Origin of the sequence: Saccharolobus solfataricus, from assembly GCF_900079115.1 — an archaeon.
GTDB lineage: Archaea > Thermoproteota > Thermoprotei_A > Sulfolobales > Sulfolobaceae > Saccharolobus > Saccharolobus solfataricus.
This window is the reverse complement of sequence record NZ_LT549890.1, coordinates 37,584-51,184: the sequence shown is the minus strand read 5'-3', so window position 1 is coordinate 51,184 and position 13,601 is coordinate 37,584. Positions and strand designations below refer to the sequence as shown.

Annotated in this window: 15 protein-coding genes, 3 tRNA genes, 1 other RNA gene and 2 pseudogenes; 8 read left to right on the top strand and 13 right to left on the bottom strand. The window is 36.4% G+C overall.

Annotated features, from left to right (window positions below):
- Positions 1 to 37 precede the first annotated feature (37 nt).
- An RNA gene (gene ffs, locus SSOP1_RS00300) (signal recognition particle sRNA) lies at positions 38 to 345 on the top strand.
- A gap of 41 nt (positions 346 to 386) precedes the next feature.
- A tRNA-Ser gene (locus SSOP1_RS00295) sits at positions 387 to 471 on the top strand.
- 317 nt (positions 472 to 788) lie between these two features.
- Here the strand turns inward: SSOP1_RS00295 and SSOP1_RS00290 are convergent.
- The 6 genes from SSOP1_RS00290 to SSOP1_RS00265 all read right to left on the bottom strand — a co-directional run bounded on the left by SSOP1_RS00290 (position 789) and on the right by SSOP1_RS00265 (position 3,847).
- A tRNA-Asn gene (locus SSOP1_RS00290) sits at positions 789 to 875 on the bottom strand.
- A 64-nt stretch (positions 876 to 939) separates the two neighbouring features.
- Entirely contained in the window at positions 940 to 1,386 is a 447-nt protein-coding gene (locus SSOP1_RS00285; protein WP_009988859.1) for a hypothetical protein, read from the bottom strand.
- A gap of 18 nt (positions 1,387 to 1,404) precedes the next feature.
- Positions 1,405 to 1,480: transfer RNA gene (locus tag SSOP1_RS00280), tRNA-Pro, on the bottom strand.
- Positions 1,481 to 1,702: 222 nt separating this feature from the next.
- Positions 1,703 to 2,434, bottom strand: a complete 732-nt coding sequence (locus SSOP1_RS00275; protein ID WP_009988857.1) for a DUF1614 domain-containing protein — start codon at positions 2,432 to 2,434, stop codon at positions 1,703 to 1,705.
- Entirely contained in the window at positions 2,431 to 2,925 is a 495-nt protein-coding gene (locus tag SSOP1_RS00270; protein ID WP_009988855.1) for an NTP transferase domain-containing protein, read from the bottom strand. Before SSOP1_RS00270 ends, SSOP1_RS00275 begins: the two co-directional genes overlap by 4 nt.
- Positions 2,891 to 3,847: an AIR synthase family protein gene (locus SSOP1_RS00265; protein ID WP_009988854.1), complete on the bottom strand. Its 957-nt coding sequence runs from the start codon at positions 3,845 to 3,847 to the stop codon at positions 2,891 to 2,893. Before SSOP1_RS00265 ends, SSOP1_RS00270 begins: the two co-directional genes overlap by 35 nt.
- Before the next feature lie 28 nt (positions 3,848 to 3,875).
- Here SSOP1_RS00265 and SSOP1_RS00260 point away from each other — a divergent pair, with 28 nt between their 5' ends.
- Together SSOP1_RS00260 and SSOP1_RS00255 are read left to right on the top strand one after the other, a co-directional pair.
- Positions 3,876 to 4,616, top strand: coding sequence for an ABC transporter ATP-binding protein (locus tag SSOP1_RS00260; protein WP_009988851.1), 741 nt, complete (start codon positions 3,876 to 3,878; stop codon positions 4,614 to 4,616).
- Complete coding sequence (locus SSOP1_RS00255) at positions 4,609 to 5,610, top strand: ABC transporter permease (RefSeq protein ID WP_009988850.1); 1,002 nt, start codon at positions 4,609 to 4,611, stop codon at positions 5,608 to 5,610. Before SSOP1_RS00260 ends, SSOP1_RS00255 begins: the two co-directional genes overlap by 8 nt.
- Here SSOP1_RS00255 and SSOP1_RS00250 read toward each other — a convergent pair.
- From SSOP1_RS00250 to lrs14, 3 genes are all read right to left on the bottom strand, one after another.
- Positions 5,607 to 6,356 (bottom strand): enoyl-CoA hydratase/isomerase family protein, encoded by a 750-nt coding sequence (locus SSOP1_RS00250; protein ID WP_009988849.1) that lies wholly within the window; start codon positions 6,354 to 6,356, stop codon positions 5,607 to 5,609. The two genes, SSOP1_RS00255 and SSOP1_RS00250, sit on opposite strands and share 4 nt — an antisense overlap.
- Before the next feature lie 33 nt (positions 6,357 to 6,389).
- Positions 6,390 to 6,785 carry a PadR family transcriptional regulator gene (locus SSOP1_RS00245; protein ID WP_009988848.1) on the bottom strand — a complete coding sequence of 132 codons (396 nt, stop codon included), beginning with the start codon at positions 6,783 to 6,785 and terminating at the stop codon, positions 6,390 to 6,392.
- 66 nt (positions 6,786 to 6,851) lie between these two features.
- The gene (lrs14, locus tag SSOP1_RS00240) at positions 6,852 to 7,241 is read right to left on the bottom strand and encodes an Lrs14 family HTH-type transcriptional regulator (protein ID WP_009988847.1); all 390 of its coding nucleotides are present in this window, start codon (positions 7,239 to 7,241) and stop codon (positions 6,852 to 6,854) included.
- A gap of 248 nt (positions 7,242 to 7,489) precedes the next feature.
- Between lrs14 and SSOP1_RS00235 the strand changes: the two genes are divergently transcribed.
- Both SSOP1_RS00235 and SSOP1_RS00230 read left to right on the top strand, forming a co-directional pair.
- Positions 7,490 to 7,654, top strand: a complete 165-nt coding sequence (locus SSOP1_RS00235; protein WP_014511480.1) for an AbrB/MazE/SpoVT family DNA-binding domain-containing protein — start codon at positions 7,490 to 7,492, stop codon at positions 7,652 to 7,654.
- Between the two features lie 31 nt (positions 7,655 to 7,685).
- Positions 7,686 to 8,429 (top strand): TatD family hydrolase, encoded by a 744-nt coding sequence (locus tag SSOP1_RS00230; RefSeq protein ID WP_063492716.1) that lies wholly within the window; start codon positions 7,686 to 7,688, stop codon positions 8,427 to 8,429.
- Here SSOP1_RS00230 and SSOP1_RS16000 read toward each other — a convergent pair.
- The 4 genes from SSOP1_RS16000 to SSOP1_RS00215 form a co-directional block, all read right to left on the bottom strand.
- Positions 8,400 to 8,594, bottom strand: coding sequence for a hypothetical protein (locus SSOP1_RS16000; RefSeq protein ID WP_014511479.1), 195 nt, complete (start codon positions 8,592 to 8,594; stop codon positions 8,400 to 8,402). The genes SSOP1_RS00230 and SSOP1_RS16000 overlap by 30 nt on opposite strands.
- 96 nt (positions 8,595 to 8,690) lie before the next feature.
- Positions 8,691 to 8,882 (bottom strand): hypothetical protein, encoded by a 192-nt coding sequence (locus tag SSOP1_RS00225; RefSeq protein WP_009992792.1) that lies wholly within the window; start codon positions 8,880 to 8,882, stop codon positions 8,691 to 8,693.
- Between the two features lie 5 nt (positions 8,883 to 8,887).
- A complete protein-coding gene (locus SSOP1_RS00220) occupies positions 8,888 to 9,946 on the bottom strand; it encodes a hypothetical protein (protein ID WP_009992793.1) in 1,059 nt (352 codons plus the stop codon).
- 10 nt (positions 9,947 to 9,956) lie between these two features.
- Entirely contained in the window at positions 9,957 to 11,729 is a 1,773-nt protein-coding gene (locus SSOP1_RS00215; protein ID WP_048054166.1) for a cbb3-type cytochrome c oxidase subunit I, read from the bottom strand.
- Positions 11,730 to 12,407: 678 nt separating this feature from the next.
- Between SSOP1_RS00215 and SSOP1_RS00210 the strand changes: the two are divergent.
- Positions 12,408 to 12,695, top strand: a pseudogene (locus tag SSOP1_RS00210) (IS5/IS1182 family transposase); the annotation flags it as partial.
- Positions 12,696 to 12,883: 188 nt separating this feature from the next.
- Positions 12,884 to 13,552 (top strand): annotated as a pseudogene (locus SSOP1_RS00205) (IS5-like element ISC1234 family transposase); the annotation flags it as partial.
- Positions 13,553 to 13,601 lie beyond the last annotated feature (49 nt).

Sequence of the window (13,601 nt, the reverse complement as noted above, 5' to 3'; positions counted from 1 at the left end):
AATACTCTTAAAAATAATAAGGATATATATAAAGATGGGGTCAGGGAGGGTGGGGGATCTCGCCAATCCCTATTACCCGCAAGGCGTAATGCGGGCACCAGTAACTCCTACCCTATGGTGTCTCCTATCTGTAGGTCCCAGTGGAGCGATGAAGGCTGCCCAGCGGGGCTTGGCGGTCATGGGCTTTCTCTCCGGAGGGAGAGAAAGTACCATGATAGCTGGGGGAATCGGCGAGGCCCGGAAGGGAGCAGCCGTGCCTGGACGCCAGCGTTCGCTGGTCAACAGCCAGAGTGAAACTGGGGTAAACCTATAGATAGGTAGGCCATGGGGTAGGGGGTCTGGCCCCATAAAGCATAAAAAGGGATAAAGTATACTATTAAAGTAGTGCCGAGGTCGCCTAGCCAGGTAGGGCGGCGGCCTGCTAAGCCGCTGGGGATCCTCCCCACGCGGGTTCAAATCCCGCCCTCGGCGCATATAAATCTTTATAGTTAATTTGTGATATTTATTGGCAATTGGTCTTGAATTTTAGAGAAAGGTGAAAGAAAGTAGATATGAAGATTTTCATGCCCAAGATTGTAAAACAAGAACCGATAAATAAGACCGATTCCCTTCTCCTCCAGCGATCCCATCATCGATTATTGTTCATATCTCTCATTTATGGACAATCCAGAGGATCATAGACTCCCATAAAGATTCGTGATCTCAATTAGACATGATTTTGCATAAAACATACTTTACGTGTTGATTTATTTTCGTATCGAATTTCTAGTGACGAACTTCTAGAATAGCGCCGGAGGGAGGACTCGAACCTCCGACCACCCGGTTTCTGCACCCGGCATAACAGCCGGGCGCTCTGCCAACTGAGCTACTCCGGCGTGATAAAAATACTAATAATGGATTAAAAAGTTATCTTTAGTTAACGTCAAAGTAAAAGTTTTATTAGGATTGTATTAGCCATTGCTTTTCTTTTTTTATCTCGTTTAATTCGTCATCTAATTTCTCATCCCATATTGCCTTAAACCATTCCTTAATGTGTTCTATTTCTTCTTTAATAAACACGGTTATAAGAATCTTTATCTCACTTTTTGGTAATTCTTGTAGTGATGAAAAGTACATTGAGGAGATTTTAATAAGGTCTCTATAACCTTTATCTTCTAACGACTTCGATACACTAAAAATCTTTGATCTAGGAACGTTATAGTGTGTGAATTGTTTTTCCTCCGCATTATACAAGTTTAGTATCAAGAGTGCTGACATTATTTGCCTCCAAGATTTTTGGATTTCTTTACGAGCCTCTTCTATCATATCGTTCTCAAGGTAAAATATACCAATCTTCACTCTTTTCATCGAATTAATAACAAGCTTTTTTACGATATCCTTTGTCATAATTTCAAGCCCCGTAAGTGGGGCCGGCGGGATTTGAACCCGCGATCACCAGGGCCCAAGCCTGGCGTCCTAGTCCAGGCTAGACTACGGCCCCCTTCTATAATAGTTTCTAATGGCTATAAATGATTTACTCTATTTGATAGAGATAAATCTAAGGCAGACATACTAACGTCCTCTATACTTTAAATGGTCTCTTTATCAGTTCGAAATCTAAGTGAGGCCATCTACTATAAAAATTAAAAGAAATATCTGAGACTATCTGTCTTATCTTTTTGTAAGTGATGTATTATTGAGCAGAATTTGGAGCAAAAGTATTTTAAATAATAACTAGAAGTTCACTTATAAATACGGATATGATACCAGATACGAATATACCATCAAATGTACCCATCCCACCTATACTTATAACTTGTGGTCTGGCCTCATTAATAATTCTTCTCAAGTTAAGTAAATCAGCACCTATTAACGTCCCTAGTACGCTTCCAATATACGCAGATAAGGGTATGAGAATATGAAGCTTATAGAAAAGAACATAACTGCTTATTACTGAAAATATGCTAGGTATTATGGGATGCATTATAACTCCAACACCTCTAATTACCCTAGAAAAGAGTTTTGACACAATAATTACTACTATTATATTTATTATAAAATATACAATATAAGCTTGCAATTCATACATTAAAAATAAGGAAACTCCCAATGGGATAAGAGCTCCGCCTAGATTTACAGCAATTAATGTGTTCATATTTTGTCTTGATATACGCGGTATAAATATGGGAAAACCAAAGAAAAATACAACATCTTCCTCAATTGCAATAGCCTCCTTTTTCACTTCTGTTAAAACCAAGTTAAAAGGGCTACTGAATAGACTTAGAAATGAAATAGTTATTGAAATAATTATTGCAATATCTCTATTTATTCCAACTATCGAAAAAAGTTGGGAAAAATATCCTGCTGATATTAACGCCATAATGAGGCCTAACAAAAAATATAATAGAGATCTAAAAAGCCCTCTAAAAGGCGAAAGGATGATTATTCTTTTCAAAGTATATTACACTCCTTATTGGCTTTAATATAATCTTCCCAAGTATTTATGTTATATAGCTTCTCCTTTACTTCAATATCAGTATAATTTGAAAAATTTAGTCCGGTCCAATATGTGACACCGAGATAGCTACCATAACTTTTGAGAGTACACATATCGACAGCACATCTCTCAATCAAATTATTTATAATATTATTGTTAATAAATGCAATATCAACAGGCAAAACTAAGATTGGTGGCCCTAAACTCTCAACCACGTATTTGACATCGTTTTCATAAGAAATATCTGGAGTAGGAAATATTTTGAAAATGGAATGCTTAAATATTGTGAACAACGGATGGGATTGGTTAATGCCTAAATATACCTTGTCAGATAACTTATTTACCGCGTCAAAAGCCCATGAAATTAGCGGTTTACCGCAAACTACTAAGAACGGTTTAAATAGCGTTATTCTTTTACCCCTTCCCCCAGCCAAGATAATTACTTTCAAACTTGACCAATTCCTCCTCGAAATCTTGATTAAATGTTCCAACACCTTTAATCTCTAAAACCGGATCTCCTCTTTTTATCTCACCTATTATATATGCCTCACTTATCCTCTCAAGAATCTTTTCCGGAGTGTTAGATACTGCGATAAAAGACCCAGAAGAGATTAATCTTAAAGGATCAATGTTTAACGCTTTAGTTATAATTTTCGTCTCACGTCTCAACACAATCTTATCTAAATTAATCGAAACAGTATAACCACTGGCTTTTGCGACCTCAAGCATCGCTTGCATTATTCCTCCTTCAGTAGCATCGTGCATTGCAACCACGTAATCTAAAATACTTAAAGCCTTCGGTTGAACTACTATATCCTTCTTAAACTCCTTTGCCTTTTCGATAATCTCCCTGCTTATACCTTTTTCTAACAACAACTGGTCATAATCTTTAGCCAAGATCCACGTTCCTTCTATTCCAGGACTGCCGACCAGTACAACTTTCATGCCCTCTTTTACATTCTTATAACTCAAGAACTTATTAGAAACACCAATTGCAGTAGTAATTATAATGTCTTGTTTAACTTTATCCGAGACCTCTGTATGGCCACCTACAACTTTACAGCCTATTAAGTTACACGCTTCTGATATTGCAGAAATTGTAGCATTTAAGTGTGAAATATCTGAAAGTAAAATGATACTATTTACCCATCTGCATTGAGCCCCTTTCATATTTATATCGTTACATGCAACCGCAATTGAAAGAAAGCCACTGTCACTCTTAGCCTCCGTAATTGGATCTGAATGTACTATCAAATATTTGTCTTTAGCCTCAAGAACTGCAGCGTCCTCACCTATGGATGGGCAAGTGAGACAGTCCCCTATTGGTAAATTATAAATAAATTTATTGATAGGAACTTTACCGAAATTCACATTAACTATTATGAAATAATTAGCATATATGACTAATGTTATAGTTGAGGTTAAGGACTTATATAAAGAATACAAGGATAAAGAAGTATTAAGGGGGATCTCGTTTACAGTTTATAAAGGCGAAATATTTTCATTGCTCGGGCCAAATGGAGCAGGGAAGACAACAACTGTGAAAATACTCTCTTGTGTGCTAAAGCCAACTAGGGGAGAGGTTAAGGTAATCGGATATAAGGTACCGAATGAGTGTGGAAAGATTAGAGAAAGGATTGGGGTAATGCCACAAGACTATCAAGGATTTTTAGATTTGACTGTAAGGGAGAATATAGAGTATTTTGTCAAATTATATAATGGGAAGGAAACGCAAGTTGATGAATTAATTTCATTATTAGATTTAGAAAAGGTAAAAAATCAGAAACTAAGATATTTATCTGGGGGTTATGTACGAAGAGTAGGAATTGCATCTGCATTTGCAGGAAGCCAAGAAATTTTATTTTTGGATGAACCAACTGTGGGTCTAGATCCTAAGGCTAGAAGAGGATTTTGGGAAATTATAAAGATGATGAAAAATAAGGGAGTAACAATCTTCCTAACAACGCATTATCTAGATGAAGCGCAAAAGCTATCGGATAGAGTTGCGATACTATATGGAGGCAAATTAATAAAAGTCTCAACAGCAGACGAAATAATGGCAGAATTTAAGGCTACTAATTTAGAAGACGCTTATCTAGAATTAATTAAGTCTTTAGAAGATAGTGAGAACAATGAATAGGATATTACTAACTGTTTCTGCATTAGTTAAGGATAATTTAAGAAATAGATTTGTAATCTTCTGGATTATCGTCTTTCCTATTATCATAACACTACTATTTGGTCTTGTATTTGGAGGATTTAGTAGCTATTTTCACGTTACTGTCGCTGTAGAAGGAAATTATGGTCTAGCAAAGTATCTGAATTCTACAGAAATATTCCAAGGAGTAACTAACGTAAGTCTAAAATACGCAGCTGAACATGACTATATTTACGTTATATCGAATGGGTCTAGCTTTACAATATATACTAGCAAGCAAAATCAGGAGTTCGTACCAGTATTGGAATCGGTCATTGAGCAGTACTATCAAAAGGTAAATAACACATACGATTTTACAGTTTTACAGATATCAAATTATACTTATTATAATTACTTAATATCCGGAATAATAGGAATAATCTCACTCTCTAATGGAATACTTAGTACGATAGGAGTTTCTGCTAGTTATTTTAGGGATAGAATAATCGAAAGATTAGCTACATCGCCGTTAAAGAGTTATGAATGGGTGATCTCGCTAATAATCTACGTGATAATTATAACATTAATTTCCACAACTGCAGTAATAATTTTAGGAATTCTATTTGGTTTTATACCAATAATAGGCATAGAATTTCTTGGATTTTTAGTAATTGCAACTTTACTGTTTGGCGGTCTAGGAGCTATAATCTACGGATTGACACCAAAGGATAAAATATTTCTTTCGGAGATAGTGGCTAATGTTCTAGTATTTCCGCTGATGTTCTTAAGTAATGCGTTCTTTCCTCCTAACGTATATCCGCCAATAGTAAGAATATTCGTTGAATATCAACCATTATCTGTAATCATAACAATTATAAGAGATCTGATAGTATATGGTATATCACCTAATCCCATACTGGTCTCTATAGTCTTCCTCTTTACTATAGTCTTCCTTTATGCGGGAGGGCGACTTTTAAGGTTAAGGGAAATTAGCTAAATCCAAGGAGGATTAGTCTTATTAAGAAAGCTTAACAGCCCCTCTCTTGCCTCCTCACTCTGGATTTGTACAATAAGATCATCAAAGGCTTTATCAATATAATTTCTAAATGTCCTCAACATATTTCTTTTTATATACAATGTTGCAGAAGGCGCAAGGGTCGATAGTTCTTCTATTAAATCTAAAGTTGCCTTGTCTAAGTCGTCGTCAATAATATGTACTAGGCCAATAGATTTAGCCTCATTTGTATCAATAACATCACCTTTCATTGCAATTCTCTTAACGTTATTATAGCCTAATATAAAATGGCCAACTGATGAGAGAACTGGGGGAAATACGCCTATTTTCACACCCGGTGTTGCAAACATTGCCTTTTTTTCTGATATCACGTAATCTGAGAATAACAATAATTCCATAGAAGCTCCATAGGCTATTTTTTTCACTTGAGAAATAACTATTTTATTTAAATCAAGCATCTTATGAAATACTTCCCTCATATAGGTAAAGAATGTAACTGCAAATTCACTATCATTAGAGGCTTTAATTAATTCTCTTATATCTGCACCTGCACCAAAGTTATCTTCTCCTCTAATGACGAGAAATCTTTTTCCCTTGTTCTCATTGATTGCCGATAAAACATCTATCATCTGTGTCATAAACTCAACATTAAATAGATTGTATCTATTATCAGCTTGATAAAATTTCAATAAAATGTATTTGTCATACTCATAAACTTCAATAGGCATATTGATAGTAAATATAACTTATCAAATAAAAATCTATCGCATAACTTTACTTAATTCGTCCAATATATTTTTCACTTTTCGCTTATCTTCGTCATTTAATTTCTCTAGATTCTCGACTATGTATCTAGCGGAGAACTCCAATTGTTCTATTGCTTCTTTGATTTTATCCTCCTCTGACATAGCTCCTATAGCTTTTCTACCCTCTTCTGTTAACTCATAATATTTTTTCCATCCATCGACTCTGCTAATCCTTATTAAACCCTCAGATTCCAGAGCGTCTAATGCAGGATAGATAGAACCCGGAGATGGTCTCCACATACCATGACTTGTCTTCTCTATCTCATCCATAATTTGAGCACCTGTCATTGGACCCTTAGATAAGACGTATAATATAAGCCACTTTAACCCTCTTCTCCTATGCCAAAACATTAATATTCACTATTATATTAAAGCTTTTAAATCTAAAGTACTAAAAATAGAGAAATCTTGAAAAAATTACAATGGCTTGAATTCCTTTTCAACTAGTTGTGCCATCTTATCTGCGCAATCCTTTATATCGCTAAGCATCTTACCTTTAAGCTCAGCGTAATCCCTTGCCTTGTACAAATACCTTGGTCTTCCAGCCTTATTACCTGGCTCCTTTATCCTCATTACTAATCCCATTTCAAGTAGCTTATTTAGACTTCTATTGATCGAAGCCTTAGAAAGCTTAAGATCACTTTCTAATTCTTCAGTACCTCTGGCATCGCCTTTCATTAGTGCAAGTAGTACTGTAACATCAGTTTCTGATAGACCGTAGCAAAATGACAAAATATCTACTAGACCAGCATCCTTTCCAGATGGTAACTTTATTCTTGTGCCCTCACTTAATTGGGTTTCAGACATTTATCTCACTAATAAAGAATCTAACAAGTCACATATAAAAATTTTTTCCAACCATAGTAAGGTAACTATTGAATCTATAAACCTCTAATGCAAGTATTATACAAAAATAGTTACTATTAAGTATTACTAATATACTTTGGATATAAAGCATTACTACATCATTCTCACTTATGTACTAGTATCTATTATTTACAAATCTGAGTAAGATTTATATATTAGATAAGTAATAGAGTATTATGGTGAATAGAATGGCAGTAGAAGAAATAGTAAAAGTATCAAGAAACTATCAAGTAACGATTCCAGCCAAAGTGAGACAGAAGTTCCAGATTAAAGAGGGAGATCTAGTAAAGGTAACTTTTGATGAAAGTGAGGGAGTAGTAAAAATACAGTTATTGAAAGAACCTTGGAAGTAATTTTTTAAGTATTTTTTTCTCTTTTTCCTTAATGTTAGTAGATTCCCATGCTCATATTGATGTAAAGGAATTTGACATGGATAGGGAATTCGTAATAAATGAATGCCAAATATTAATAGTGAATGCTGGTGTCGATTTCCAAAGTAATTTACATACACTGGAGCTAGCTAAAAAATATAAGAATATTATTCCAGCAATAGGTTTTCATCCAGAATTTGTAAAGGATAAGGTTAATGAGATTGATAAGTGTTTGGAATTAACTAGGTATGGGAAGATAATAAGTGAAGTCGGTTTAGATTACTTTTGGATAAAAGACGAGGATCTTAGGAAAAAACAAATAGAAGTTCTGGAGAAATTTTTGCAAATAGCCGAAAAAGAAAACAAACCAGTAATAATCCATATAAGAGGAGGAATGAAAGATTTCTTGGAAATAATTAACTCCTATAGGATTAGATTTGTGATACACAGTTTTGAAGGAAGCGTTAAGATAGCCAATAAGGTAATTGAGTACGGCGGATTAATATCAATTCCTCCAATAATAGTAAGGGATAAGGTTAGACAAAAAGTTGCTAAGGAAATTCCTTTAGATTTCATCCTTACAGAGACTGATTCACCGTTTATGGGTCCTGAAAAAATGAGTAGAAATAAACCATGTACCGTGAAAATTGTTGTTAAGCAAATTAGTCTATTAAAAAGGATTGAAGAAATAGAAATTGAGGAGAAAATATACAAGAATTTTGTCTCTTTATTTACTAGTAGTCTTACAACAAGCTAGCAAAAATGAAGATATTATAAAACCTAAAGTTGGTATATAGTATCTAGGTTCCGGTGCAAGCCACGCTAACATTGAGGATGAGAATATTGCCATTAGTAGCATTATAAGTGAAAGACTCAGTATTACAATTCCACTTATAGCCATGGACTTATCAATTCGTTGCATATTATCTCACTAATATATACTAAGTTAGTTTAGCTTAAAAAGTTTTACTCTGTATGATGATAATCAAAAATAATTAAAAAAAGAAATTACCTTCAATTATTTATGTTCTTCTTCGGGTGCAAAATAGACGAACAGAAAGAATGATATAAACCCTATAAAGGCACCAATTGTAAATGGTAAAATATAGCTAGTAGCTGCAGCGTGAAGCGTTTCCTCAGTTAGCTCCCACACTAATAATGCAATTGCTAATATATACCCTATACCTAATAACTTAAAGAAGCTAACCATATTCATCACCCTTGTTCAACCAAAATTGTACCCCATAATCCCATTACATATCCGTATTGTTCTCCGGTTAGAGTATTAGACATATTCATGAAATTATAATTATAGTAAACTGGAGTGATTAAACCATATAGATAAGCCGGCGCATTGGCTGTAAAAGTGAAAGTTATCGTCTTATCATATTGTATGGGAACTTGCTTTACTAATGTTATACTACCATTCCACCACACTGCGTAAATGCCTATGTAAACATTTCTCACTGGATAGGGGGTACCACTGGTGGAATAGTTGTACAGGAAGTTATGATCACTATTAGGAGTTGGAATATACATGTTTACGGTCACATTGGAGTTAGCTAGCACTACTGCTGTTGGACCGGGAACAGAATTATTAAATATTGCATATTGATCCGCAACAAGATCAACTGTTGGAGTCATTGTGGTATTATAAACTACAATAGGGGGATTATACGGATCGCCAACCAGAGTACTTGTTTGGGCCAAATGGGTTTGCGTAATGTACTTACTAACGTCAGTTTGGCTCATATATCCTTGATAGGGTAGTACTAATAATAATCCTTCTTGATAACTAAACCAAGGACCATTATACTCACCGTTTAGAAAGGCAAAAGCACCGCTAATATTAGGAACCACTACTGGTGCATACTGAACTAGACCAGGAACTATCTGAACATCATCGACGTGTGTAGCGTAATCTGGGTAGTAGAAATTAGCAGTAGCCATGTGTGGTGCAGCATACATAGTTAAGTTAATATATTGGCCGGGATGTGCTACCATTATGTTATAATAATACGGACTTCCTAGCTCGTTAGAAGTAATACTCCCTCCATTTTCTTTTATGGCGAAATAATACTGATAAGCATATAATGTACCTTGTATGACCTTTCCCTCATTAACGGCGGTGTTTGGAATTATAATCCCAGCTTGGACAGAGGACAAATCGCCTCCTACGGTATATACTGCAGGTGCAGTCGCACCTATTACTATTGCGAATAGTACAATTACATATATAACCCAATAAAGTTCAAATTTTTCTTTCCTATCCACTTTAATCACCTCAAATAGACTTCATACCTTTAAGAGAACCAATAGCTGAAAAAATAATTCCGATTGTAAGAATAGTAATCCAAATCCAAGTTTGTGGAGTGTAAGCATCACCTGCAAAAGCCAACGGAACAGCACTAACTACGATAAGTATTGCACCAACAATTGCTAATACTATAGTTGACGCTAGACCTTTTTTGCTAGTATTGTGAGTTTTTATAAACTTCAAAACTGGGCTAGTAAACGAGATTGAAGATGGCCATTCTAAACTCATTGCTACTGCACCAGCAACTTGAGGCAATGATAGTCCCTCTAGCCTTACTAGTCTCCCTTTAACTAAAGTTAATACTAGATTTAAGAACCATACTAAAGTAGCTAAATCGGCTATAATTGCACCAACAGTTGCTATTACTTCAGCATCAATTAGCCCAGGTACTCTAGGATAAATCTCAGCCCTCCTAACTACGCCGTAGAATCCTATTAGTTCAAATCCCACGATTAGAAATGTAGTGCCTATCATATAACCAATATAATGTAACCATGCCATTCCCTTAGAGAACCATATCCTTCCACTCATCATAGTTATCATAATGTATAATACTGCCCATGCCGCAGGCACTATGGAGAATAGTATCATTGCATGAAAGTGTCCAACAACCCAATCCGTGTTATGAACTATTGCGTCAAAGCTTATAGTTGCGTTAGATATACCAGTAACACCAGCTGCTATTGCCCCAGCGAATGAGGTAACAGTCCAGGCGGTTATAATATTCCACTTTACATCAGCTCCCTTTGCGGTTGCCCACAAGTTAAAGAATGTCATCATGGAAGGTATTACTACGGAATATGTTAGAACTTCTTGGAGTAACTTTAATGCTATGGGAAGATTGACCATGTATAAGTGATGGATAGGAACATTGTTAGAGAATATTAAGTATAATAGTGCAGATATTCTTCCCATTCTGTCACTATATAATGGTTTGTTAGCTAACATTGGTATTAGTAGATATAATGCACCTACTGCAGGGACCCAAGCCATGTAAACTATCGCATGGCCAAATATCCAGAACGCTATCTGATTTGCTATTGGATCTAATCCTACTATGTGATAGAACGCTAAAACATCCCATACATCAGCAGCTGTAACACCGGAATACCCTATCATGAACATTAAGGTGACCATTAAGAAGTAAACAAGAGGAACTGGAAGTTTTTCTTTCATATTTTTACTAGCTAAGTAGTAATGATATACTATCCAGAAACCACCAATATAAGTGAAAGCATCCAGTAATATCCAGCCCCAGAAAAATAATGGGCTGACAACATATTGAGAATAACCCGGTATTCCTAGTGGTGAGAGATAATACCATATTGTAGCGGAGAAGTAGTTATCAAAACCCGCTGCTGGTATAATTAAAATTGGTCCCTCCATAAACATCATTGAAATATTAACTGCAATAAAGCCGAGATTAAGCATCCACTTGGCTCTAGGTTCTATGTTTAGAAGCTTTATTGTAAAATATATAAATATTGCGTAAATAACTTGTTGAGCAAAACCGAATAAGTCCCTTTCAGCATGTAATGTTATACCAGCGAAATATTCTTGAGGAGTTAAAGGTAAGACAGCCGAAAGTCCCCACGAAGCCTCAACTAATCTAACCATTAATGAATCAATAACACCTAATAAGCCCCATATTACACCTAAAACTAACATTCCCATAACAATTCTTGTAGTCCAATCTTTGTCAAGTTGGAAAATATCTACAATAACATCTTTTAATCCCATATCACTCAACTCTAACTATTAAAAGCTTCTTGTTAACTTAAATATTTTTCTTATAAACTCTTTATAGGGTTATTTTAACAAGGTTTGTAACTCTTTCAGTTTATTAGGTTTATTTAGTTTAGTCTATATTATATGAAAAAAGAGGCAACTTACGCTAATACCTTAAAGATAAATGTTAATCTCTTAAAATGATATGGCCAGAAATCTTCTCCTTTAACATGAGAAAGAAATCGGATAAATAGAAAGATAGGGACTGCTTCTCGAAGTTATAAGGTAGGAATTAATGGTCCTTAAGGAGAGAAGTTATTTTACAATGTAGGTGGTAAGTAAAAAGAGCTTGTCCTCACTTAGGTTTTTAATATTATTTATAATATAATAATATAATAATTTTTGATATAACCCTTTGATTTAGGTTTCACCAAGTTACGAGAAAACGCAAATGATTCTGTAAAAGTTTTTTCATTAAAAACATTGAAAAGGAAGGATTATTCAAAAATTTATCTGGAAATAATAACTTTCCCCTCTCCAATCTCTAGGTAAGAACCAGTCAATACACATGAAGTGATGTTTAGAAAATGCACGTGAGAGTGTCCGGAATGTAAAAAATTGAATTTTTATTGACAAGAATAAATTGATTTTTAGCATTATCTTGGATTAAATTGGAGTAACACTTAAGTTATGGGAGTAGAGGGTAGTACCATGGCAAGAACATTAAGACACATACCAAACTTGATGTACTACCCTCTTCCCCCAATAGAGGATATGCCGTGGAGGGAAAAATGGTTAACGGAGATCAAGCCCGTGCTGGACGCCATGGATTTGGAGAGGGTTCTGGGCGAGGGCGCGCTGGTTTACCTGAAGTTGTTAATCGTCATGGTGCTCTACTCCTGCTCCTATAGGGACGCGGTGAAAATGGTCAACGTGAACGTGGTCGTGGCCTGGTTCGTGGGGAGGAAGGTGGGGAAGAGCACTACTGTTTCCAGAAATTTGTTATACTTTATAATTCATTAATAAGTTTCTTATAAATAGTGATAACAAGGAATCAATTAATCAAGTTGATAAGCTTTATGTATTCATTAAGGCCAATACAATGGAATTATTTTCAATAATATTTTATAAAATAATACTAGACTATAGACTTACTGGAAGTAGTAACGCTGCACGACTTCGTGGGCAGGTTGTACGGGGTGAGGAAGAAGTTGTTGGAGATTTCCTTCAAGCTTGAGGAGAAGTGCCTACCCAGTTACCTCCCTGCGAGCGCGCATCTCGTGGACTTCATGGCGTGGCTAGTGGACTCCTTCCTACTGGACTTACCTCCTGGGAAGAGGAGCGTGGAGACCTTTCGGGAGAAGGCGGAGCTGGAGAGGAGGGAAGGTAACTTGGAGAGGGCCGGGAAGCTGCTCTCCCTGGGGAGAACCAAGAGGAGGTTCGAGGGAAGGTGGACCAAGAAGAGAGGGGTCTCGCACTACGGGCTTAAGGCCGTGGCCGTGATCTCCGTCTCCCTCTTCATGAGGTCCATCACGGTGAAGCCAGCCAACTTCTCGGACAAGAGGTTCAAGTCACCGCTCAAGGGGATTAAGATCGCGGACAGGGGATTCTCTCCCTCCCCGACACAGCTCATAGCGCGGGAGAAGCCCTTCACTACCCTGAGGGCCCACGTGGAGTTCTTCGGCACCTACCTGAACGCGTTCTGGAGGCCCTACGGGACCACGACCTGGAGGAACGACGTCTTCCTTCACGTCCTGGGAGTGATCTACAACATCAAGATATTCCTCGCGATCCAACGGAGGACTCCTCCAGAACGTAGAGCCGTTCAGCTCTGAGACGCACCTCCTCGCGATCAGACAACGCTATGCGCGATAGGTAAATCCT

Coding starts and splice junctions, on each gene's coding strand:
- SSOP1_RS00285 (WP_009988859.1), bottom strand. CDS start 1,386: ATGACAAAGGATATCGTAAAAAAGCTTGTTATTAATTCGATGAAAAGA.
- SSOP1_RS00260 (WP_009988851.1), top strand. CDS start 3,876: ATGACTAATGTTATAGTTGAGGTTAAGGACTTATATAAAGAATACAAG.
- SSOP1_RS00255 (WP_009988850.1), top strand. CDS start 4,609: ATGAATAGGATATTACTAACTGTTTCTGCATTAGTTAAGGATAATTTA.
- SSOP1_RS00250 (WP_009988849.1), bottom strand. CDS start 6,356: ATGCCTATTGAAGTTTATGAGTATGACAAATACATTTTATTGAAATTT.
- SSOP1_RS00245 (WP_009988848.1), bottom strand. CDS start 6,785: ATGTTTTGGCATAGGAGAAGAGGGTTAAAGTGGCTTATATTATACGTC.
- lrs14 (WP_009988847.1), bottom strand. CDS start 7,241: ATGTCTGAAACCCAATTAAGTGAGGGCACAAGAATAAAGTTACCATCT.
- SSOP1_RS00235 (WP_014511480.1), top strand. CDS start 7,490: ATGGCAGTAGAAGAAATAGTAAAAGTATCAAGAAACTATCAAGTAACG.
- SSOP1_RS00230 (WP_063492716.1), top strand. CDS start 7,686: ATGTTAGTAGATTCCCATGCTCATATTGATGTAAAGGAATTTGACATG.
- SSOP1_RS16000 (WP_014511479.1), bottom strand. CDS start 8,594: ATGCAACGAATTGATAAGTCCATGGCTATAAGTGGAATTGTAATACTG.
- SSOP1_RS00225 (WP_009992792.1), bottom strand. CDS start 8,882: ATGGTTAGCTTCTTTAAGTTATTAGGTATAGGGTATATATTAGCAATT.
- SSOP1_RS00215 (WP_048054166.1), bottom strand. CDS start 11,729: ATGGGATTAAAAGATGTTATTGTAGATATTTTCCAACTTGACAAAGAT.